The 21,133-nt window shown below is 53.7% G+C and carries 18 protein-coding genes and 1 pseudogene; 11 read left to right on the plus strand and 8 right to left on the minus strand.

Annotation, left to right across the window (positions count from 1 at the left end):
• Positions 1-27: 27 nt before the first annotated feature.
• Both N0B36_RS02880 and N0B36_RS02885 read right to left on the minus strand, forming a co-directional pair.
• Complete coding sequence (locus N0B36_RS02880; RefSeq protein ID WP_409065451.1) at positions 28-708, minus strand: type IV pilus major pilin; 681 nt, start codon at positions 706-708, stop codon at positions 28-30.
• Between the two features lie 611 nt (positions 709-1,319).
• Positions 1,320-2,603, minus strand: coding sequence for a putative acyl-CoA thioester hydrolase (locus tag N0B36_RS02885; protein WP_259686042.1), 1,284 nt, complete (start codon positions 2,601-2,603; stop codon positions 1,320-1,322).
• 223 nt (positions 2,604-2,826) lie between these two features.
• Between N0B36_RS02885 and hutI the strand changes: the two genes are divergently transcribed.
• The 5 genes from hutI to hutH all read left to right on the plus strand — a co-directional run bounded on the left by hutI (position 2,827) and on the right by hutH (position 9,128).
• Positions 2,827-4,050, plus strand: coding sequence for an imidazolonepropionase (gene hutI, locus N0B36_RS02890; protein WP_049269855.1), 1,224 nt, complete (start codon positions 2,827-2,829; stop codon positions 4,048-4,050).
• Positions 4,047-4,988, plus strand: a complete 942-nt coding sequence (gene hutG, locus N0B36_RS02895) for a formimidoylglutamase (protein WP_049282675.1) — start codon at positions 4,047-4,049, stop codon at positions 4,986-4,988. Before hutI ends, hutG begins: the two co-directional genes overlap by 4 nt.
• 87 nt (positions 4,989-5,075) lie before the next feature.
• Positions 5,076-5,795, plus strand: a complete 720-nt coding sequence (locus N0B36_RS02900) for a histidine utilization repressor (RefSeq protein WP_016152334.1) — start codon at positions 5,076-5,078, stop codon at positions 5,793-5,795.
• Between the two features lie 125 nt (positions 5,796-5,920).
• On the plus strand, positions 5,921-7,606 hold the full coding sequence (gene hutU / locus N0B36_RS02905) for a urocanate hydratase (RefSeq protein WP_181220641.1): 1,686 nt from the start codon (positions 5,921-5,923) through the stop codon (positions 7,604-7,606).
• A 1-nt stretch (position 7,607) separates the two neighbouring features.
• A complete protein-coding gene (gene hutH / locus N0B36_RS02910; RefSeq protein ID WP_047501300.1) occupies positions 7,608-9,128 on the plus strand; it encodes a histidine ammonia-lyase in 1,521 nt (506 codons plus the stop codon).
• A 56-nt stretch (positions 9,129-9,184) separates the two neighbouring features.
• On the opposite strand, the gene N0B36_RS02915 is transcribed toward hutH, so the two are convergent.
• From N0B36_RS02915 to bioA, 5 genes and pseudogenes are all read right to left on the minus strand, one after another.
• Entirely contained in the window at positions 9,185-9,661 is a 477-nt protein-coding gene (locus N0B36_RS02915; protein WP_200046428.1) for a kinase inhibitor, read from the minus strand.
• A gap of 99 nt (positions 9,662-9,760) precedes the next feature.
• Positions 9,761-9,913, minus strand: a pseudogene (locus N0B36_RS02920) (phage tail protein); the annotation flags it as partial.
• The gene (locus tag N0B36_RS02925; RefSeq protein WP_200046429.1) at positions 9,882-10,142 is read right to left on the minus strand and encodes a hypothetical protein; all 261 of its coding nucleotides are present in this window, start codon (positions 10,140-10,142) and stop codon (positions 9,882-9,884) included. The gene N0B36_RS02925 and the pseudogene N0B36_RS02920, both read right to left, overlap by 32 nt.
• A 196-nt stretch (positions 10,143-10,338) precedes the next feature.
• A complete protein-coding gene (locus N0B36_RS02930; RefSeq protein ID WP_200079512.1) occupies positions 10,339-10,773 on the minus strand; it encodes a hypothetical protein in 435 nt (144 codons plus the stop codon).
• Positions 10,774-11,131: 358 nt separating this feature from the next.
• Positions 11,132-12,421, minus strand: coding sequence for an adenosylmethionine--8-amino-7-oxononanoate transaminase (gene bioA, locus N0B36_RS02935; protein ID WP_200079513.1), 1,290 nt, complete (start codon positions 12,419-12,421; stop codon positions 11,132-11,134).
• 76 nt (positions 12,422-12,497) lie between these two features.
• Here bioA and bioB point away from each other — a divergent pair, with 76 nt between their 5' ends.
• From bioB to bioD, 4 genes are read left to right on the plus strand one after another with little or no spacing between them, the layout of a single operon-like run.
• The gene (gene bioB / locus N0B36_RS02940; protein WP_029139462.1) at positions 12,498-13,538 is read left to right on the plus strand and encodes a biotin synthase BioB; all 1,041 of its coding nucleotides are present in this window, start codon (positions 12,498-12,500) and stop codon (positions 13,536-13,538) included.
• Positions 13,535-14,692 carry an 8-amino-7-oxononanoate synthase gene (gene bioF / locus N0B36_RS02945; protein WP_200079514.1) on the plus strand — a complete coding sequence of 386 codons (1,158 nt, stop codon included), beginning with the start codon at positions 13,535-13,537 and terminating at the stop codon, positions 14,690-14,692. The genes bioB and bioF overlap by 4 nt, the downstream gene beginning before the upstream one ends.
• Positions 14,676-15,431, plus strand: a complete 756-nt coding sequence (gene bioC / locus N0B36_RS02950) for a malonyl-ACP O-methyltransferase BioC (RefSeq protein WP_016156049.1) — start codon at positions 14,676-14,678, stop codon at positions 15,429-15,431. The genes bioF and bioC overlap by 17 nt, the downstream gene beginning before the upstream one ends.
• Complete coding sequence (gene bioD / locus N0B36_RS02955; RefSeq protein ID WP_259686044.1) at positions 15,424-16,122, plus strand: dethiobiotin synthase; 699 nt, start codon at positions 15,424-15,426, stop codon at positions 16,120-16,122. Before bioC ends, bioD begins: the two co-directional genes overlap by 8 nt.
• On the opposite strand, the gene N0B36_RS02960 is transcribed toward bioD, so the two are convergent.
• Entirely contained in the window at positions 16,088-16,810 is a 723-nt protein-coding gene (locus N0B36_RS02960; RefSeq protein ID WP_259686045.1) for an ABC transporter ATP-binding protein, read from the minus strand. The two genes, bioD and N0B36_RS02960, sit on opposite strands and share 35 nt — an antisense overlap.
• 770 nt (positions 16,811-17,580) lie before the next feature.
• Between N0B36_RS02960 and uvrB the strand changes: the two genes are divergently transcribed.
• Together uvrB and N0B36_RS02970 are read left to right on the plus strand one after the other, a co-directional pair.
• Positions 17,581-19,602 (plus strand): excinuclease ABC subunit UvrB, encoded by a 2,022-nt coding sequence (gene uvrB, locus N0B36_RS02965; RefSeq protein ID WP_016152344.1) that lies wholly within the window; start codon positions 17,581-17,583, stop codon positions 19,600-19,602.
• Between the two features lie 316 nt (positions 19,603-19,918).
• Complete coding sequence (locus N0B36_RS02970; protein WP_047501285.1) at positions 19,919-21,130, plus strand: PLP-dependent aspartate aminotransferase family protein; 1,212 nt, start codon at positions 19,919-19,921, stop codon at positions 21,128-21,130.
• Positions 21,131-21,133: the final 3 nt, after the last annotated feature.

Consider the following 21,133-nt stretch of genomic DNA (forward strand, 5'->3'; position numbering starts at 1 on the left):
CAGATTATCAGAAAATAACGTTATAAATTAACGGCTGCCGAGAATTACCGCGTTAGCAGAACCTTGGTCAGTACAAACAGTCGCCCCAGTGATGATATCCGGAGTCAAAGTATCTTTTTTCAGCGTCTTAACGATTGATCCAGAAGGTTCTACGCCCATCAGCAGTGTTGGTACAACAACATCTGGAGCAACAAGATAACCAGTATTCGATCCAGCGGCAACGACCTGAGTCTCTACATAATCCCACTCGCTACCCGTCTGAGAAATAAGGTTACGACATTCTTCCTGACTTAAGCCATTAACAGCAATATAGAAACCTTTTGATTTATCCGCTGTTGCACCAATGCCTGCAGGACCAATTTCAAATGGTTCATTGGAGAAGTTATTAAAAGCCTCACTGCTGGTCAGTTTACCCATCTTCAACATGGTCAAAACTGGTCCTGGGTATGAAGGACTGGTCGCTGTTTTATCTGCATCCAGTTGAGCTTTAGTGATGCCTGCCAGGCTTGAAGAACCTGGATAACCGTTCGCATCACGATATACTTCAGTCATTGATACGCGGATAGTGTTGCTATTATCAACAACATCGGTCATGTCCTGAGAAGCAAACGCACGCTGTGCCAGAATAACCACACCTGCAGCGATAATACCGATAATGCCCAGTACAATGATAATTTCAAGCAGCGTCACGCCTTTCTGCTTTTTCAGCTCACGATACTGCGCTGCTTTTTTTTTTCATGAATGAATCATGCTTTTCATATCCATAAATCCTTAGATATTAGTTGCTGTAAAAAATTAACCCTGCACTCACTGTGCCAAAAGATTATATGCGGCATTTTTCGTAAATCACCAGAAGCTAAAAGCTGTGGTGGGATAATTAGGAATAAAGGTGACTGGTCTGATGAGTTATTTTTGAATAAAATTTCACAATATATATATTATATATTGGAAATATCGTAACGGGTTTTTTGATTTATTTTTAGAAAAAGTTACGGTAATCTTCCTTTTCCGGAGAGTGATATATATTGACAATGCTCATATATTAAAATTAATATGGCTTGGCTTTTTATCTATTTTAGGTTAAAAAGTGAGTTTAGCGGCAAAACAATATTTGTCCAGTTAAACGTTACTGTAACTTACTTAGGTAAGCGCCTGGGCTTGCCTTCATACAACTCGAATTATTATGGCTATAAATAGATTGATTCACGCGATCAATTTAAACCTGCGTTGGTGAAAATATTACCTGTGTGAAGAAAAGACGTTGAAAGCGGTGAAGGGGGCTGGCGGGAGTGTTCCCGCCAGCGGTTTGATGGCTGTGATTACTGCTTCGGTTCGGCAACCACTTTGCTACCGATACCGCGGTTGTTGTATTCCCACATGCGGTTGAAGTTGGTGTCGTTCAGGTTGCGCTGGATTTCACCTTTGTCATCTTCTGCACCGGTATTACCGGCAAAAGGACGCTTCGAGATAACGCTGTCAGCCCATGGTTTTGCCATGTTAAAGCCTTCGTTGATCACGCTGTCGCGGATAACGACCTGACCGTTAGTGTTTGAATCGACATCCAGCGAGCGGCCCAACTGTGCCACGCCATCACCACTCGCCGTGAAGCGGCTATTTGTGGCGAGGAAGCCGTAGTAGATGTTTGACAGCGTCGCTGGTGCAAACACATAGGCTTCCTGCTGAGTACGGGAGTTCACAACGCGGAAATCGGTGTTATCGAACACCACGGCGCCGCGACCGGAAACAATATCCACATCGCCTTCAATGTAGCTGTTGGTTACCAAAGTACGCGGTTGACGATCGTTTTCCAGACGGTTTTGTACGCCGCTGTTAGTCACGAAAAACGTATTCTGGCGACCGAGGATGTTGACCTTATTGATCTGCACTTTATCGCCATCGGTACGTAGCGCAACGGCCGGGTGATTACCCGCATCAATGCTGTCACCCAGATTGTTTTCGATGGTCAGGTTCTGCAATTGCAGACCGTTATTTTGCGACCAGACGACGGCAGAACACATCACGCCAATATTTGTGCCGCGCTTGTTCTGGCAATTATCAAACATATACCACGCCGGTTTACCCGGCATGTATTTACCGCCCGGGTTCACCGTACGACGCCAGTCTGCGGTGCTCATGTCACCATCAATAGCCTGGCCAATTTTCACATCCAGCGGTTTTTCGCCCATGCCGTACAGCGTCAGACTTCCCGTTGCTGCCGGGATATATACCGTGCCCTGATACTCGCCCGGCATAATCGCAATGTACTGACGTTTGTTAGTACGTTTGATGATTGCCGCATCAACCGCAGCCTGAATGCTGGTATGGGTGACGCCCTGAGTCCCTGCCGGGCCAACCACGAAGTCAGGCTGTGCAGGCAGAGAAATAGCAGAAGGGCTCCACGGCGCGGTGTTTGGCGTCAGCGCGGAAAAATAGTGCGCAGCAACGAAGTTATTCGCTTCATTGGCCGACAAGATCGGGCGCGAAGAGGTACCTGGCGCGGTCTGATCGGAAGGAATTTGATCGGGCGGCGTAGAGCTACAGGCGGTCAGCGTCACGCCAAAAGCCATTGCCAGCGCCAGACGGGAAACTGATGATATGTTCACAGGTTGCTCCGGGCTTTGAAAGTTATCCATTGAAGCCTGCTTTTTTATACTAAGTTGAGCGAAACGGGAAGGTTAAAAGGTAAAAAGTTGTTTTTATCGCCGTAATGCCCGGCGCGGAGAGTTCTTATATCACAAATACATAACAATTACGGTCCTTCAGGTTGACAACATCCGTATAATCAAAAATAAATGTCTATACAACCTATGACAAGTGGTGAGTCGAATGCAGCAATTCTTCCCTGATGATGTTATCTGGCGCAATGTTCGTCTGGCGACCATGGATCCCGAACGTAACACCCCGTATGGGCTGGTGGAGGGTCATGCGCTGATCGTCCGTCAGGGGAAGATTCGCGATATCGTCCCGGAGTCATCGCTCTATCTCACACATGACAATACCTTTGATATGCAGGGCAGGCTAATTACACCTGGCCTGATTGACTGTCATACGCATCTGGTCTTTGGTGGAAACCGCGCAGGTGAATGGGAGCAGCGGCTAAACGGTGTCTCCTACCAGCAGATAAGCGCCCAGGGCGGGGGTATCAATGCCACCGTATCAGCAACCCGCAGCGCCAGTGATGAGCAACTCTTACATCTAGCGCATCAGCGTATGGAACAGCTGATCAAAGAAGGCGTTACGTTGCTGGAAATAAAATCCGGTTACGGCCTGGATTTGCAGACAGAAGAGAAAATATTGCGCGTGGCAGCGGCGCTGGCGGCGGAGAATATCATTGAAATAAGCCCCACGCTGTTGGCTGCCCATGCGACTCCAGCAGAATACCGGGATGATCCTGACGGCTATATTACGCTGGTGTGCGAGACCATTTTGCCGCAGCTGTGGGAACAAGGGCTGTTCGAGACTGTGGATCTGTTTTGTGAAAGCGTGGGTTTTTCGTTGGCGCAGAGCGAGCGGGTGTTTCAGGCCGCGCAGGCGTTGGGCATCCCGATTAAAGGCCATGTTGAACAGCTGTCATTGCTGGGTGGCGCACAGCTGGTAAGCCGCTACCACGGGTTATCCGCCGATCATATTGAATATCTCGATGAAGCGGGCGTAGCGGCGATGAGCCAAAGCGGTACGGTCGGCGTGCTGCTGCCCGGCGCATTCTATTTCCTTAAAGAGCAACAGCGTCCGCCGGTGGCGTTGCTGCGTCAATATCAGGTACCGATGGCGGTGGCGACAGATTTTAACCCAGGTACCAGCCCGTTTATCAGCCTGCACTGGGCGATGAATATGGCCTGCGTTCAGTTTGGCTTAACGCCGGAAGAAGCATGGGCGGGCGTCACCCGACATGCGGCCCGGGCGCTGGGACGTCATGCCACTCATGGTCAATTGAAGGCCGGGTTTGTGGCCGATTTTGTGGTGTGGGATGCCACTCTCCCGGTCGAGATCCTGTATGAACCGGGGCGCAACCCGCTCTACCAACGCGTATTCAAAGGACAAATAGTATGACTCACTGGCAACCTGTTTCCCCTGCGCTGTGGCAGGGACGTGATGATCGCGCCGAATCGCCGAATGCGCTGCGCCTGTTTCAGACGATCACGCTGAGCCCGACATTTAGCCCAGAAATGTATCGCGAGCAGATAGCGCTGCTTGGGTTTGCCTGCGACGAAGGCGTGAAACGTAATCAGGGCCGGACGGGAGCCGCCGGAGCGCCCGATGTGCTGCGCAAGGCGCTGGCGAATTTAGCCAGCCACGATGGGCATCATCGGCTGGTAGATCTGGGAAATATTGTGGCCCAGGCCCCCGACCTTGAGGGCGCGCAGCAGGCGCTACGCAATGCGGTGCAGCGCTGTCAGCAGGAGAATATGCGTACCTTTGTTCTGGGGGGAGGACACGAAACTGCATTTGCGCACGGCGCAGGCGTGCTGGATGCGTTCCCGCAGGCGAAAGTGGGGATCGTCAACTTCGATGCGCACCTCGATTTGCGCCATGCCGATCAGGCTACTTCCGGTACACCGTTTCGCCAACTGGCGCAGCTTTGCGATGAACAGCAGCGTGAATTTCACTATGCCTGTATCGGCGTCAGTCGGGCGGCAAACACCCTGGCACTATGGGATGAGGCGCAACGGCTCGGTGTGACCGTGGTGGAGGATCTGTTCTGTGCAACGGCGCAGGCGCAGTTAGCGCAGTTTGTCGCCAACCTGGATGTTATCTATCTGACTATCGATCTCGACGTGCTGCCGGTGTGGGAAATGCCCGGCGTGTCGGCACCCGCTGCGCTGGGCGTACCGTTGGCGACGCTGCTGAGTCTGATTGAACCCTTGTGTCGTAGCGGTAAACTGCAGGCGGTGGATATGGTTGAATTTAATCCACGCTTTGACGATGATGGCAGAGCGGCGCGCGTTGCGGCGCGATTAGGTTGGCAAATCGCGCACTGGTGGCACTGATATACCTGATGGCGTTGCGCTTATCAGGTTCGGGTAATGCCTGTAAACTGTACCCACTCACATTCTCAGCTTAAGGAAGGCTTACGCATGCTCCCATCCCGTTCTGCTCCGGCACCTTTTTACGAAAAGGTCAAACAGGAGATCAGCGAAAAGATTGCCAGCGGTATCTGGCAACCTCACGATCGCATTCCCTCTGAGGCGGAGCTGGTGGCGCAGTATGGTTTCAGCCGCATGACCATCAACCGGGCGCTGCGTGAGTTAACGGATGAAGGGTTACTGGTTCGTTTACAGGGCGTAGGGACGTTTGTCGCCGAGCCGAAGGGCCAGTCTGCGCTGTTTGAAATTCGCAGCATCGCGGATGAAATCAACGCCCGTCAGCATCAGCACCGCTGCGAGGTGATCACGCTGGAACGAACCCAGGCAAGCGCGCAGCAGGCTTTGGTGTTAAACGTCAAAGAAGGCACCTCCATTTTTCACTCTGTCATGGTGCACTACGAGAACGAACTGCCGGTGCAGATTGAAGATCGCTGCGTGAATGCCGAAATTGTGCCGGCGTATCTGGCGCAGGATTACAGCCAGACTACGCCGCACGCGTATCTGTCGCTGATAGCCCCTTTAACGGAAGGCGAGCATATTGTTGAAGCGGTACGCGCCAGTGCCGAAGAGTGCGCGCTGCTGAATATCAAAGAACACGATCCCTGCCTGCTGATCCGCCGTAAAACCTGGTCTGCGTCATCCATTGTCTCTCATGCCCGTTTGCTCTTCCCGGGTTCCCGCTATCGCCTGCAAGGGCGGTTTATGTCCTGAAAAGCGTGATTGCTGCCGCAGTATAATAAAATTGTATCTTTTTTGTTAAAAGCACGCTTGCGACAACTTGTATAGACAAGTATATGTTACTTATCTGTCCGATCGTTCGCGAGGAGTGCTCTACCATGTCTCATAGCAAGTACCGTCAGCAGGATATTCGTGCCCCACGCGGCACCACTTTAACGGCCAAAAGCTGGCTGACCGAAGCGCCGCTGCGCATGTTAATGAACAACCTGGATCCCGATGTGGCGGAAAATCCGCATGAGCTGGTGGTATACGGCGGGATTGGTCGCGCCGCGCGGGACTGGGAATGTTATGACGCCATCGTCAACGCGCTGACCAAACTGGAGACCGATGAGACCCTGCTGGTCCAGTCCGGTAAACCGGTTGGCGTTTTCAAAACCCATGACAATGCGCCGCGCGTGCTGATTGCCAACTCCAACCTGGTGCCACATTGGGCTACCTGGGAACACTTCAACGAGCTGGACGCCAAAGGGCTGGCGATGTATGGCCAGATGACCGCCGGGAGCTGGATCTACATCGGTAGCCAGGGCATCGTGCAGGGGACTTATGAAACCTTCGTTGAGGCCGGGCGTCAGCATTATCAAGGTAACCTGAGCGGACGCTGGGTGCTGACCGCCGGGCTGGGCGGCATGGGTGGGGCGCAACCGTTAGCCGCAACGCTGGCAGGTGCTTGCTCGCTGAATATTGAGTGCCAGCAAAGCCGGATCGATTTCCGTCTACGTACCCGCTACGTGGACGAGCAGGCGACATCGCTTGAAGACGCGCTGGCACGTATCGAAAAGTACACCCGCGAGGGTAAAGCGGTCTCCATTGCGCTATGCGCTAACGCCGCCGACGTTGTGCCGGAACTGGTGAAGCGCGGTGTGCGCCCGGATATGGTCACTGACCAGACCAGCGCCCACGATCCGCTGCATGGTTATCTGCCGTCCGGCTGGAGCTGGGAAGCGTATCAGGCGAAAGCGGTGTCCGATCCGCAGGGCACGGTACAGGCGGCGAAACGCTCAATGGCAACGCACGTCGAGGCAATGCTGGCGTTCAGCAAAATGGGCGTGCCGACGTTTGATTACGGCAACAACATTCGCCAGATGGCCAAAGAGATGGGCGTGGAAAACGCCTTTGATTTCCCCGGTTTCGTCCCTGCTTATATTCGCCCTCTGTTCTGCCGCGGCATTGGCCCGTTCCGTTGGGTGGCGCTTTCCGGCGATCCGCAGGATATTTATAAAACGGATGCCAAAGTGAAAGAGATCGTGGCTGACGATAAACATCTGCACCACTGGCTGGATATGGCGCGTGAGCGGATTAACTTCCAGGGATTACCGGCGCGTATCTGCTGGGTCGGTCTGGAATGGCGTCAAAAACTGGGGCTGGCGTTTAATGAAATGGTGCGCAGCGGTGAAGTGTCTGCGCCGATTGTTATTGGCCGTGACCATCTGGATTCCGGCTCCGTCGCCAGCCCGAACCGCGAAACCGAAGCCATGCGCGACGGTTCTGATGCAGTATCCGACTGGCCGCTGCTGAACGCGCTGCTTAACACCGCCAGCGGTGCAACCTGGGTGTCACTGCATCACGGTGGCGGGGTAGGAATGGGCTTCTCCCAGCATGCCGGGATGGTGATTGTTTGCGATGGCACTGATGAAGCCGCAGCGCGTATCGCCCGGGTATTACATAACGATCCGGCTACCGGGGTGATGCGCCACGCCGACGCCGGGTATGACATTGCGGTGGATTGCGCCGTCGAAGAAGGGCTGAATTTGCCGATGGTCGCGGCGACGCAGGAGAAACGCTGATATGAACACCATGACATTAACGCCGGGTCACCTGAGCTTTGCGCAACTACGCGACATCTGGCAGCAGCCGGTCAAACTGAGCCTGGATGCCGGGGCGATTGATGCGATCAACGCAAGCGTCGCCTGCGTCAATAATATTGTCGCTGAAGGCCGTACGGCGTATGGCATTAATACCGGCTTTGGCCTGCTGGCTCAGACCCGTATCGCCACGGAAGATTTGCAGAATTTACAGCGTTCGCTGGTGCTTTCCCATGCGGCAGGCGTTGGTGAGGCGCTCGATGACGCGATGGTACGCCTGATTATGGTGCTGAAAATCAACAGCCTGGCGCGGGGTTTTTCGGGTATTCGTCTCAGCGTGATTGAAGCGCTGATTGCGCTGGTGAATGCCGAGGTGTATCCGCTGATCCCGGCGAAAGGGTCAGTGGGCGCATCGGGCGACCTGGCACCGCTGGCGCATATGTCTTTGACGCTGCTGGGCGAAGGTAAAGCGCGCTGGCAGGGGGAATGGCTTCCGGCGACCGAAGCGCTGAAAAAGGCCGGGCTGGAGCCGATTACGCTGGAGGCGAAAGAAGGGCTGGCGCTGCTCAACGGTACCCAGGCTTCCACAGCCTTTGCGCTGCGCGGGTTAATTGAAGCCCAGGAGCTGTTCGCGTCTGCGACGGTGTGTGGGGCGCTGACCACCGAAGCCGTATTGGGCTCTCGTCGTCCGTTTGATGCCCGTATTCATGCCGCACGAGGACAGCGTGGGCAGATTGATGCCGCAACGCTGTACCGCCACGTGTTGACCGACACCAGCGCGCTTTCCCAGTCGCATCATAACTGTGAAAAAGTGCAGGATCCGTATTCTTTGCGCTGTCAGCCGCAGGTGATGGGGGCGTGCCTGACGCAAATGCGTCAGGTAATGGAGGTCCTGCTGGTAGAAGCCAACGCGGTTTCCGACAACCCGCTGGTGTTTGCCGAAGAGGGCGATGTCATTTCCGGCGGCAACTTCCATGCTGAACCGGTGGCGATGGCGGCAGATAATCTGGCGCTGGCGATTGCGGAAATCGGGGCGTTATCAGAGCGACGCATTGCGCTGATGATGGACAAACATATGTCGCAGTTGCCGCCGTTCCTGGTGAAAAACGGCGGGGTGAACTCCGGCTTTATGATTGCTCAGGTAACCGCGGCCGCGCTGGCGAGCGAGAACAAAGCGCTGGCGCATCCGCACAGCGTGGACAGCTTGCCGACCTCCGCCAACCAGGAAGATCATGTGTCTATGGCGCCGGCAGCGGGGCGCAGGTTGTGGGAGATGGCGGCGAATACGCGCGGCGTGATTGCCGTGGAGTGGCTGGCGGCGTGTCAGGGGATTGACCTGCGTGAAGGGTTAACCTCAAGCCCGCTGCTGGAGCAGGCGCGCCAGGCTCTGCGCGAGCAGGTTGCCCACTATACGCAGGATCGCTTTTTTGCTCCGGATATTGAGTGCGCAACCGAACTGTTAGCCCAGGGGACGTTGTTGAAATTGATGCCTGAATTTCTGTAGATAAGCCTTGTTTAGTAGGCCGGATGCGGCGAAGCCGACATCCGGCACAACACAGCTTAACTGAACATCGCCGTAATCGAGGCGCTGGCGAGCGAGTGGAAGTGAACGTTAAAGCCAACCATCGCGCCGCTGGCGTCCTCATCGACATCAATACGCTCCACATCCAATGCGTGAACCGTAAAGATATAGCGATGGGTTTCCCCCTTCGGCGGCGCAGCACCGCCATAACCTGCTTTCCCAAAATCCGTACGGGTCTGAATCACCCCATCCGGCAGCGCAACCAGCCCGGAGCCGAAGCCTTGCGTGAGTACGCGGGTATCTGCTGGCAGATTTACCACCACCCAGTGCCACCAGCCGGAGCCGGTTGGTGCATCAGGATCGTAGCAGGTCACGACAAAGCTTTTGGTCCCTGCGGGCACGTCATCCCACGCCAGATGCGGGGAAATATTATCCCCGTCATACCCCATGCCGTTAAAGACGTGGCGATGCGCAAGCTTTTCGCCATTGCGCAGATCGTTACTGATTAGTTTCATGCTGACTCCTCTCGTTAGCCAAAAAGTGTAGCCAGGAACCGTATGTAGCGTGGCGAAATATTCTGGACTGTTTTGCGTTCAATCAAGGGTGGCAAATCCGGTTTCGTGCAAACCAAGGTATGTGAGAATGTCGGCAATAGTGTTCTTGCTGATAATGTCACGACCAACAGAAGTTAAATCAGCCAGCGCTGCCTTATCCTCTCCGGTGAAGTAGGGGACTTTATTCACACTGGTGACCAGTCCAGCCAGTGCGGCATCGAGTAAACTCCAGATACTCCTTCTCGGCGGTGTCAGGGAAAATCTGGCGAATAATCCAGCCCTGATAGGCGTAGAGATCGTCCGCCACGCCTGATACAGCATTAGCCCGGACGGCGTAGTCGCTGTCGCTGCTGGTGTCGGCGTTCTCATCGGGTAGCGCGTTCTGAATATCGCGTAACTGGCGGTCGGTACTTTTCGCAACGGTTGAGACGTGAAATGTCATTTAATAATCCTTACTGGGTGCCGGAACGTGTGCGGCGTGCCGGTGCTGTCGGTTAAACCCACTGCATGAGCGGTTATTGTGTGGTGTTGAGTATTCAGGGAGCGGCTGAGAGGGTTCAGCGCCTTAGCGGCTGCGGCACGAAAAATCAAAGGGAAGCGGAGGAAAGGACCCGGCCATATTGACCGGGTTAATTATCTTACTTAACCTGACGGGCTTTGTCTGCTTTCCATTCCTCATATGTTGCTTCGAGGAACCACAAGCAGCGAGCGCCCTTATCAGTGCTTAACAACGCAGGACGTGTCCGCTGATAAAAATCATCAACGGTTGCTGGAGCTTCAACAGGCACTCCGCAGACAATATCAGTCCCGATCATGTGCGGCCATTTTCCCGCGTCAATGACGCTGAGCGCATCAAGAGCGCCGGTTGTATTTGCTGTTAGGGCAGCAGATAAAGCATCTTCCAGTTTAATGGCCTGCTTAACATCTGCCGCAGCCGCGAGTTCTGGCGTTTTATTCAGCCACGCTTGATCGCCCGTAGCCACGCCTTTCAGCGCATCGGGCCAGTTCACTTCGCCAGCTGCTGAAGTGGCCACAATAAACGGAAGTAGTAGCAACAATGCGAGCCGTTTCATCGTACAACCTCAAGCGGGCCGCCTTCACGTCTATGAACATCGACGGAACCTTTGATATCAGCGCCGCCGTCATCTTTGAGCCATAAATAAGCTGGAATAGCCATTTTCTTAAAACTCCATTTAAGGAAAATCTCATAAAATCCTTTCACTTTAATCACTTACGTGACAAATTCACGCTATCGCTTATTAAATCACCCGTCAATTTTTGCTCAGCATCGATATAAAACGATTTACAATTTCTTTGATGCAAATAAAAAAAGGCCGGAATAATCCGGCCTTCATGTCTAAATATTGTTACTTAATCAGTCATCGAATAATCCGGGCTGTACCACTTTTCCACGTCCGGACCGGGCGCTGATTACTCGCTAAAAAATGTTGCACTGAGCACAGCCTCGTTTACGGCCTGGGTCAGACGACGCAACTGATCGGGCTGAATAATGTACGGCGGCATCAGATAGATCAATTTGCCAAACGGTCGTACCCACACACCCTGTTCAACAAAGAACTTCTGTAACGCCGCCATATTCACCGGATGCGTGGTTTCGATCACGCCGATGGCGCCGAGTACGCGCACGTCGGCTACCCAACTCGAGTCTGCCGCCGGGGCGAGTTCTGTCCGCAGTTGCGCTTCAATAGCCGCTACCTGTGAGCGCCACTCACCGGTTTCGAGTAACGACAGGCTGGCGGAGGCGACGGAGCAGGCCAGCGGATTACCCATAAAGGTTGGACCGTGCATGAAGCATCCGGCTTCACCGTTGCTGATGGTTTCCGCGACCTGACGCGTGGTCAGGGTGGCGGAAAGGGTCATCGTTCCGCCGGTTAACGCTTTGCCGAGGCACAAAATGTCCGGAGTTATGTTGGCGTGTTCACAGGCAAAAAGCTTGCCTGTACGACCAAATCCGGTGGCGATTTCATCGGCAATCAGCAGGATCCCTTCACGGTCGCACATCTTACGGATGCGTTTTAACCATTCGGGATGATACATGCGCATGCCGCCAGCGCCCTGCACAATCGGCTCAAGGATCACCGCCGCAATCTCGTGGCGATGCGCGGCCATCAGGCGGGCAAAAGGCACCATATCCAGTTCGTCCCACTCGCCGTCCATGCGGCTTTGCGGGGCGGGCGCAAACAGGTTCTCCGGCAGATAACCCTTCCACAGACTGTGCATCGAGTTGTCGGGATCGCAGACCGACATCGCGCCGAAGGTATCGCCGTGATAACCGTTTCGAAATGTCAGGAAACGCTGACGGGATTCGCCTTTGGCCTGCCAGTATTGCAGCGCCATTTTCATTGCTACTTCTACGGCGACCGAACCTGAATCCGCGAGAAAAACGCACTCCAGCGCCTCTGGCGTCATCGCCACCAACTGGCGGCACAACGTAATGGCCGGGGCATGGGTAATGCCGCCAAACATCACATGTGACATGGCATCAATCTGCGTTTTCATCGCGGCGTTCAGCTGTGGGTGATTGTAACCGTGGATCGCCGCCCACCAGGACGACATGCCGTCTATCAGCCTCTCACCGCTGGCTAAAATCAGTTCGCAACCTTCGGCACGCGCCACCGGATAAACCGGTAACGGGGAGGTCATGGAGGTGTAAGGGTGCCAGATATGGCGTTGGTCAAACGCAAGATCGTCCGTTGTCATAATCGACTTGTAAACCAAATTAAAAAGATTTAGGTTTACGAGTCTACACCAAACTCATAACGAAACGTATACCAATATGGCTCATTCTTCTCGCTGGACAATGTCGCAAGTCACCGAATTATTTGAAAAACCGCTGTTGGATCTGCTGTTTGAAGCGCAGCAGGTTCACCGTCAGCACTTTGATCCGCGGCAGGTTCAGGTCAGTACGCTGCTGTCGATTAAGACCGGTGCCTGCCCGGAAGACTGCAAATACTGCCCGCAAAGCTCCCGCTATAAAACCGGTCTGGAAACGGAACGTTTGATGGAGGTTGAACAGGTACTGGACTCTGCGCGTAAAGCGAAACAGGCCGGTTCAACGCGGTTTTGCATGGGCGCGGCGTGGAAGAATCCACACGAACGCGACATGCCTTACCTGGAACAGATGGTTCAGGGCGTAAAAGAACTGGGGCTGGAAGCGTGTATGACGCTGGGTACGCTGAACGAAAATCAGGCCCAGCGGCTGGCTAATGCGGGTCTGGACTACTACAACCATAACCTCGACACCTCGCCGGAATTCTACGGCAATATCATCACAACCCGTTCGTACCAGGAGCGCCTGGATACGCTGGATAAAGTGCGTGAGGCGGGCATTAAAGTTTGCTCCGGCGGGATTGTGGGACTGGGGGAAACGGTGACCGACCGCGCGGGTCTGTTGCTGCAATTAGCGAATCTGCCAACGCCGCCAGAAAGCGTGCCGATCAACATGCTGGTGAAAGTGAAAGGCACGCCGCTTGCCGATAATGACGATGTGGATGCCTTTGATTTTATTCGTACTATCGCCGTGGCGCGGATCATGATGCCGACTTCATATGTCCGTCTTTCAGCCGGACGCGAGCAGATGAACGAACAAACCCAGGCGATGTGCTTTATGGCCGGGGCTAACTCGATTTTCTACGGCTGCAAACTGCTGACCACGCCGAACCCGAACGAAGATAAGGATTTGCTGTTGTTTCGCAAACTGGGCCTCAATCCGCAGCAAACGGCGGTGCTGGCGGGTGATAACGAACAGCAGCAACGCCTGGAGCAGGCGCTGCGTACCCCAGATACCGACGAATACTACAACGCGGCAACCGTATGACCTGGCAGCAAAAAATAGACGATGCGTTAACGGCGCGTCGTCGTGCTGATGCGTTGCGTCGGCGCTATGCGGTGACGCAGGGTGCCGGTCGCTGGCTGCAGGCCGACGGTCGCCAATACCTGAATTTTTCCAGCAACGACTACCTTGGCTTAAGCCACCATCCGCATATTATCTGCGCGTGGCAGCAAGGCGCTGAGCGTTTTGGCGTCGGCAGCGGCGGCTCGGGTCATGTCAGCGGTTATTCCGTTGCTCATCAGGCGTTGGAGGATGAGCTGGCGCAATGGCTCGGCTATTCACGGGCGCTACTGTTTATCTCCGGTTTTGCCGCTAATCAGGCGGTTATTGCCGCGCTGATGGGCAAAGAGGACCGGATTGTTGCTGACCGGCTCAGCCATGCCTCACTGCTGGAAGCTGCCAGCCTTAGCCCTGCCGTGCTACGTCGCTTTACCCATAACGATCCCCAACATCTGGAACGTCTGCTGACCACCCCCTGTCCGGGGCAACAACTCGTGGTCACTGAAGGGGTGTTCAGCATGGATGGCGATAGCGCACCGCTGGCGGAAATTCACGCGGTAGCTGAGCGGCATGGCGCGTGGTTGCTGGTGGATGATGCGCACGGGATTGGCGTGAGCGGTGAGGAAGGGCGCGGCTCGTGCTCCCGACAGCAGGTGAAACCCGAGCTGTTAGTGGTGACGTTTGGCAAAGGGTTTGGCGTCAGCGGTGCGGCAATCTTGTGCTCAGACAGCGTGGCCGATTATCTGCTGCAGTTTGCCCGTCATCTGATCTACAGCACCAGTATGCCTCCGGCGCAGGCCCAGGCCTTGCGCGCCGCGCTGGAGGTGATCCGCAGCCGCGAAGGCGATGAGCGCAGAGAAAAATTGGCGATGCTGATCCAGCGTTTTCGCGCTGGGGTGAATACGCCGGACTTAACGCTGGCGCAGTCAGACAGCGCCATTCAGCCACTGATCGTGGGCGACAATCATAAAGCCTTGCAGCTGGCGGCGGCATTACGTCAACAGGGATGCTGGGTGACGGCTATTCGCCCACCGACGGTGCCGGTTGGTACGGCCAGGCTGCGGCTTACGCTGACCCAGGCGCATGAAGTCCAGGATATCGATCGCTTACTGGAGGTGCTGCATGGCGCAGGTCAATAAGCAGGCGATTGCTGCCGCGTTTGGTCGCGCGGCTACTCACTATGAGCAACACGCGGAACTCCAGCGTCAGAGCGCCGATGCGTTACTGGCGCGACTCGATGGTCGGGCATTCTCTCAGGTTTTAGATGCGGGCTGCGGACCCGGGCGTATGAGCCGTTACTGGCGGGAGCAGGGGAGCGAGGTCTGCGCGCTGGATCTGTCGGCGCAAATGCTGACTGAAGCACAGCGTCACGATGTCGCCCACCGCTATTTGCTGGCGGATATTGAAGCCATTCCGCAGGCTGCTGCTACTTTCGACCTCGCCTGGAGCAATCTGGCCGTACAGTGGTGCAGCGATCTGCGCGGCGCGTTACGTGAGCTTTACCGGGTGGTGCGTCCTGGCGGGACGGTGGCGTTTAGTACCCTGGCGCAGGGGTCAATGCCGGAACTTCGTCAGGCGTGGCGAGCGGTTGATGAGCGGGAACACGCCAATCGTTTTTTGCCCGTGGAGCAACTGGAAAACGCCCTGCATGGGTGGGACGTTGAATACCAGTCTCATGCCGTCACGCTGTGGTTTGACGATGCGCTGAGCGCCATGCGCTCGCTGAAGGGCATTGGCGCGACGCATTTGCATGATGGCCGCGAGCCGCGCGTCCTCACCCGCTCACAGTTGCGCCAGCTACAGCTAGCCTGGCCCTGCCAGCAGGGGAAATATCCGCTGACCTATCATCTATTTTTGGGAGTGATTCAACGTGACTAACACTTTTTTTGTCACCGGGACGGATACCGAAGTGGGGAAAACTATCGCCAGCTGCGCGTTGCTACAGGCGGCGGGGCAGAGGGGATTGCGAACCGTCGGCTATAAGCCAGTGGCGTCGGGCAGTGAAATGACGGTTGAAGGTCTGCGTAATAGCGATGCCCTGGCATTACAGCGCAACAGCGTTGTGACGGTGGATTATGCGGCTATCAACCCCTATACCTTCGCGGAACCTACCTCACCGCATATCATCAGCGCGGACGAAGGTCGCCCCATTCAGGCCTCAGTAATGTCTGCGGGTTTACGCGCGCTGGAACAACAGGCTGACTGGGTGCTGGTGGAAGGTGCCGGCGGGTGGTTTACGCCGCTTTCGCCAACGCTGAGTTTTGCTGACTGGGTGAAAACAGAGCAGTTGCCGGTTATTCTGGTGGTTGGCGTTAAGCTCGGCTGCATCAACCACGCTGTGCTGACCGCCCAGGCGGTGCAGCAGGCCGGACTGACGCTTGCCGGATGGGTCGCCAATGATGTGACGCCACCTGGCAAGCGTCATGTTGAATATATGGCAACGCTCAGGCGTGTGCTTGCGGCTCCGCTGCTGGGGGAAATTCCCTGGCTGGCAGAAGAGCCGGAGCGGGCATCGACAGGACGTTATATCGATCTTAGCGTTTTGTCTGTGGCGTCACCCAATCGTTGATTAGCGGGTTGCTGAGCTGTGTGATTTGCCCCTGAGCCACGTTGCGCCCACGGTGTAACAGGCAGTAGTAGTCAGCGACCCGACGAATAAACGGCAGGCTCTGCTCCGCGAGCATTATGGCGATGCCGAGCTCCTGGCTTAACCTTACCACCAGGTTCCCCAGCTTGTGGATATATGCCTGGCCACTTCCCCGCGTGGGTTCATCGAGGATCAGCAGGCGCGGGCGTGTGACCAGCGCGCTGGCGAGCGCAAGCTGGTGCTGATCATCTTCCGATAATGCCGCCCCTTTGGCCTGACGCAGTACGAACAACTGTGGAAACAGGCGGTAAATATCACTGCTGTTCATCGTTTTGCTTTCCTCAACCGCCTGGCGCGCAATATGCAGATTTTCCTCTACCGTCAATTGCGAAAAAATCCGTCTCTCTTGTGAAACGTAGTTAATGCCCAGCGCGATGCGATTTGCCGCCGGAATGGGACTCAGGTCGCGCGGCGGCGCGCCAGCCTGATGCCAGAACATGGTGCCGCTTTCGATCGGTAAATTGCCGATAATGCAATTGGTCAGCGTAGTCTTTCCCATTCCAGGAAGCCCCAGCACACCGGTACATTTACCGGGCAGCAGGTCGAGATCCACATCCCATAGGGAGTGTTGATTACCGTAATAATGATTCACTGCGCGAAGACTCAACATAGATTCCTCCAGCATGATGCTATCCGCCCCACGTACAGGTCGTCGGAAGAAAATTGCAATTCTCTTGCCAGAAGAGGGATTGGGGTCAAAAAACAGCAGGAGAGTGTGCCGCGCAGGCGGTAGCGTCTGGCTGGCCGGAGGGCTGGCGTTGTTTTGTGCACATTGCCAGTGCCTGGCGGTGTCGTAATGGTGCAGGCAAGAAAATGATGAAAATGCGAGCAAGATCCCGGCCATTCCAGGCCGCTTCGTTAGCTGATAAATATCAAAAAATAGCGATAAATTTTTTTTATCCCTCCGGAAAAGGGAGTGAGGGCGTTTTTGCCAGGCTACAGTCCATACGGGCTGGAGGCAGTTATCCACTATTCCTGTGGATAACCTTGTGTATTAGAGTTAGAAAACACAATGTAAGCGAGAGAAGACGCGGCCTGCGACTAAATTGATGCGAAAGACGGCTCGGGATAATAGTCATTAAATTACAGAATGTTAGATAAAATCAATGGCTGTCGCAGAAGTGTCATGCGTTGCCACAAAACTTTCATCGGGCAGCTTGACAAATGTTAAAAAAGTCATTGCTTTGGGGATAACACGTTTTTGCTGGTGTTTTATCTTGTCTGAGGCCAAATTTTAGCCTGCAGTCACGGTCATTCTGATGGCGTATCAGAAATATTCTGGTGCGTTACTGTTTTTTCATCCAGTATATTTTACTGGCAAAATATACGACTGCGAGTAAAATTACACACCTGCCCGCCCATTGCTTCAGGTAGCTGCTCATGAGTAAACCGTTCAAACTAAATTCCGCTTTTAAACCCTCTGGCGATCAGCCTGAGGCTATTCGCCGTCTGGAAGAAGGGCTGGAGGATGGTCTGGCGCATCAGACGCTGCTGGGGGTGACGGGCTCGGGGAAGACATTCACCATCGCTAACGTAATTGCGGACTTGCAGCGGCCTACCATGGTGCTGGCTCCCAATAAGACGCTGGCCGCGCAGTTGTACGGTGAGATGAAAGAGTTCTTCCCGGATAACGCGGTGGAGTATTTCGTCTCCTACTACGACTATTATCAACCGGAAGCCTACGTACCAAGTTCTGACACCTTCATCGAGAAGGATGCCTCGGTTAACGAACATATTGAGCAAATGCGTCTGTCGGCGACCAAAGCGCTGCTGGAACGTCGGGATGTCGTTGTCGTCGCGTCAGTCTCCGCTATCTATGGTTTGGGCGATCCGGATCTGTATCTGAAAATGATGCTGCATCTGACGGTGGGGATGATTATCGACCAGCGTGCAATCCTGCGGCGCCTGGCGGAACTGCAATATACCCGCAACGATCAGGCATTTCAGCGCGGAACCTTCCGCGTGCGTGGTGAAGTGATCGACATTTTCCCGGCTGAATCCGACGATATCGCGCTGCGCGTGGAACTGTTTGATGAAGAGGTCGAACGTTTATCGCTGTTTGACCCGCTTACCGGGCAGGTTGAATCCACGATTTCGCGCTACACCATCTATCCTAAAACGCACTACGTGACGCCGCGCGAACGTATCGTGCAGGCGATGGAAGAAATCAAAGTGGAGCTGGCAGAGCGGCGTAAGGTCCTGCTGGCAAATAACAAACTGCTGGAAGAACAGCGGCTAAGTCAGCGTACGCAGTTCGATCTGGAAATGATGAATGAGCTGGGTTACTGCTCGGGGATTGAAAACTACTCCCGCTATCTGTCCGGGCGTGGCCCCGGCGAGCCGCCGCCGACGCTGTTTGATTACCTGCCTGCCGACGGCCTGCTGGTGGTGGATGAATCCCACGTCACTATCCCGCAAATTGGCGGTATGTATCGTGGTGACCGGGCGCGTAAAGAGACTCTGGTCGAATACGGATTCCGTCTGCCGTCGGCTCTGGATAACCGTCCGCTTAAATTTGAAGAGTTTGAAGCGCTGGCCCCGCAGACCATCTACGTCTCAGCGACGCCGGGCAACTATGAGCTGGAGAAATCCGGTGATGACGTCGTCGATCAGGTAGTACGACCGACCGGCCTGCTGGATCCGATCATTGAGGTACGCCCGGTGGCGACGCAGGTTGACGATCTGCTGTCTGAGATCCGCATCCGTGCGGCGATTAACGAACGTGTGCTGGTCACTACGCTCACGAAACGGATGGCAGAGGATCTCACCGAATACCTCGAAGAGCACGGTGAGCGGGTGCGCTATCTGCACTCAGACATCGATACCGTGGAACGTATGGAAATCATTCGTGACCTGCGTCTGGGCGAGTTTGACGTGCTGGTGGGTATCAACCTGTTACGTGAGGGTCTGGACATGCCTGAGGTCTCACTGGTGGCGATTCTGGACGCAGACAAAGAAGGGTTCCTGCGTTCTGAACGTTCGCTTATTCAGACCATCGGTCGTGCAGCGCGTAATATCAACGGGAAGGCTATTCTCTACGGCGACAAAATTACCGCCTCAATGGCTAAGGCGATAGGTGAAACTGAACGCCGTCGTGAGAAACAGCAGCTCTACAACGAAGAACACGGTATTACGCCGCAGGGGCTGAACAAGAAAGTGGTCGATATTCTGGCGCTGGGTCAGAATATTGCGAAGACTAAGGCGAAAGGCAAAGGGAAGTCACGCGCAGGCGCGAAGTCTGAAATTGTCGAACTGGATATGACGCCAAAAGCGCTGCAGCAGAAGATTCATGAGCTGGAAGGGCAGATGATGCAGCATGCGCAGAATCTTGAATTTGAAGAGGCTGCGACGATCCGCGACCAGTTGCATCAGCTGCGCGAGTTGTTTATCGCGGCATCGTAAGATTGTTTCCACTTTCCAATTCGCCATCGCGTAAATGCCATGGCGATTGGAAAAATACAGAATGTATTATCATTTATAATTATATTATTCGTTTTTCTATTGCCATTTATTATTCTTAAAATTAATGCACTCACTCTAATTGATTCTTTGCTGAATTGATTTTTGTTTTTCAGCTTTGTGAATCTCATCGTTTTATTCTTTACATTTCTGACGATTCTTTCAGCATTTTGGCAGCAAGCAAAAGGCTGTCATTGTTCCTTTTTTTTATAATTGTCCTGTTATAGAAATTTCCCTGACGAAAATATAAAGGAAAATTATGAAAGAGATAATATGCAATTACGCTGAGAATGATTATGCCGTTCAGGACGCCATGATATGTTCTGGAGTTGGTGAACAACACCAGAAAAATTTTGGTGCAGTCAGCCCTCCGCTAGTAAAAACCAGTCTGTTTGTGCAGCAGAGCTATCAGCAATACTGTGATGATATGCAGCACGAAGCTGAACGTTACATCTATTCCCGGGGGCTTAACCCAACAACGGAACTGTTAGAGCATAAACTGGCAGCGTTGGAGCGTGGCGCGGCCTGCAAAGTTTTTGGATCGGGCATGGGCGCGATAAGCGCAACATTGTTTGGCCTGCTGAAAAGTGGTGACCATATTATTCTGGTGAATAATGTTTATGGTCCAACAGTTGTGCTGGTGAAGCAAATGCAACAACGCTTTGGTATTGACTATGACATTGTTCTCAGTGGCGATGTCGAGGATATTCGGCAGAAAATAAAGCCGAATACTCGCATGATATACACGGAATCCCCAGGAACAATGACCATGCGAGTTGTGGATCTGCAGATGATAGCAGAGTTGGCGAAAGAGAATAATATTATTACTGCCATTGATAATACATGGGCTACGCCACTCTTCCAAAAGCCATTGACTCTTGGTTTCGATTTAGTGCTCCACTCTTGTACTAAATATATCGGCGGTCACAGTGATTTAACGGCGGGTGCTGTGGTAGGCGCAAAAGTCTATCTTGATATTATTCGTGATTTTTCACATCAGCTTCTTGGCGCAGTGCTGGCCCCGGATAGTGCATGGCTAGTGATTCGCGGTTTACGAACGTTGCCGCTGCGCATGAGACAACATCAGAATAATACCTATGCAATTCTTACTTTTCTCAATAGCAGAGCAGAGGTTGAGAATATCTGTCACCCTCTTATGGCTGATGCAAAACAACGTGAAATTGTTTCACAACAAATGTTTGGTACTTCTGGTCTCATTAGTTTTGAACTTAAAGATGGCAGTTTTGAAAAAGTAAAAGCCATTATTGATAGTTGTAGAATTTTCAAACCGGGATGCAGTTGGGGGGGATATGAAAGCCTGATTATTTCTCCAAATCGCGGTTATAACCAGGATGTAATATGCAAAGATGGGATGGCGCCTGGTTTAATTAGGATTTCAATTGGACAGGAATCTCCAGAGATGTTAATTGCGGACTTAGAGAATGCGTTTGATTCTATAAAAACATATTAATAG

This window comes from Citrobacter sp. XY323 (assembly GCF_025106035.1).
GTDB classification, from domain to species: Bacteria; Pseudomonadota; Gammaproteobacteria; order Enterobacterales; family Enterobacteriaceae; genus Citrobacter; species Citrobacter braakii.

Bases quoted from the DNA above. Each gene is read 5' to 3' on its own strand.
- hutI (WP_049269855.1), top strand. From the start codon at position 2,827: ATGCAGCAATTCTTCCCTGATGATGTTATCTGGCGCAATGTTCGTCTG.
- hutU (WP_181220641.1), top strand. From the start codon at position 5,921: ATGTCTCATAGCAAGTACCGTCAGCAGGATATTCGTGCCCCACGCGGC.
- bioC (WP_016156049.1), top strand. From the start codon at position 14,676: ATGGCGCAGGTCAATAAGCAGGCGATTGCTGCCGCGTTTGGTCGCGCG.
- N0B36_RS02900 (WP_016152334.1), top strand. From the start codon at position 5,076: ATGCTCCCATCCCGTTCTGCTCCGGCACCTTTTTACGAAAAGGTCAAA.
- bioA (WP_200079513.1), bottom strand. From the start codon at position 12,421: ATGACAACGGACGATCTTGCGTTTGACCAACGCCATATCTGGCACCCT.
- N0B36_RS02925 (WP_200046429.1), bottom strand. From the start codon at position 10,142: ATGACATTTCACGTCTCAACCGTTGCGAAAAGTACCGACCGCCAGTTA.
- hutG (WP_049282675.1), top strand. From the start codon at position 4,047: ATGACTCACTGGCAACCTGTTTCCCCTGCGCTGTGGCAGGGACGTGAT.
- bioB (WP_029139462.1), top strand. From the start codon at position 12,498: ATGGCTCATTCTTCTCGCTGGACAATGTCGCAAGTCACCGAATTATTT.
- N0B36_RS02930 (WP_200079512.1), bottom strand. From the start codon at position 10,773: ATGAAACGGCTCGCATTGTTGCTACTACTTCCGTTTATTGTGGCCACT.
- uvrB (WP_016152344.1), top strand. From the start codon at position 17,581: ATGAGTAAACCGTTCAAACTAAATTCCGCTTTTAAACCCTCTGGCGAT.
- bioF (WP_200079514.1), top strand. From the start codon at position 13,535: ATGACCTGGCAGCAAAAAATAGACGATGCGTTAACGGCGCGTCGTCGT.
- N0B36_RS02960 (WP_259686045.1), bottom strand. From the start codon at position 16,810: ATGTTGAGTCTTCGCGCAGTGAATCATTATTACGGTAATCAACACTCC.
- N0B36_RS02915 (WP_200046428.1), bottom strand. From the start codon at position 9,661: ATGAAACTAATCAGTAACGATCTGCGCAATGGCGAAAAGCTTGCGCAT.
- hutH (WP_047501300.1), top strand. From the start codon at position 7,608: ATGAACACCATGACATTAACGCCGGGTCACCTGAGCTTTGCGCAACTA.
- N0B36_RS02970 (WP_047501285.1), top strand. From the start codon at position 19,919: ATGAAAGAGATAATATGCAATTACGCTGAGAATGATTATGCCGTTCAG.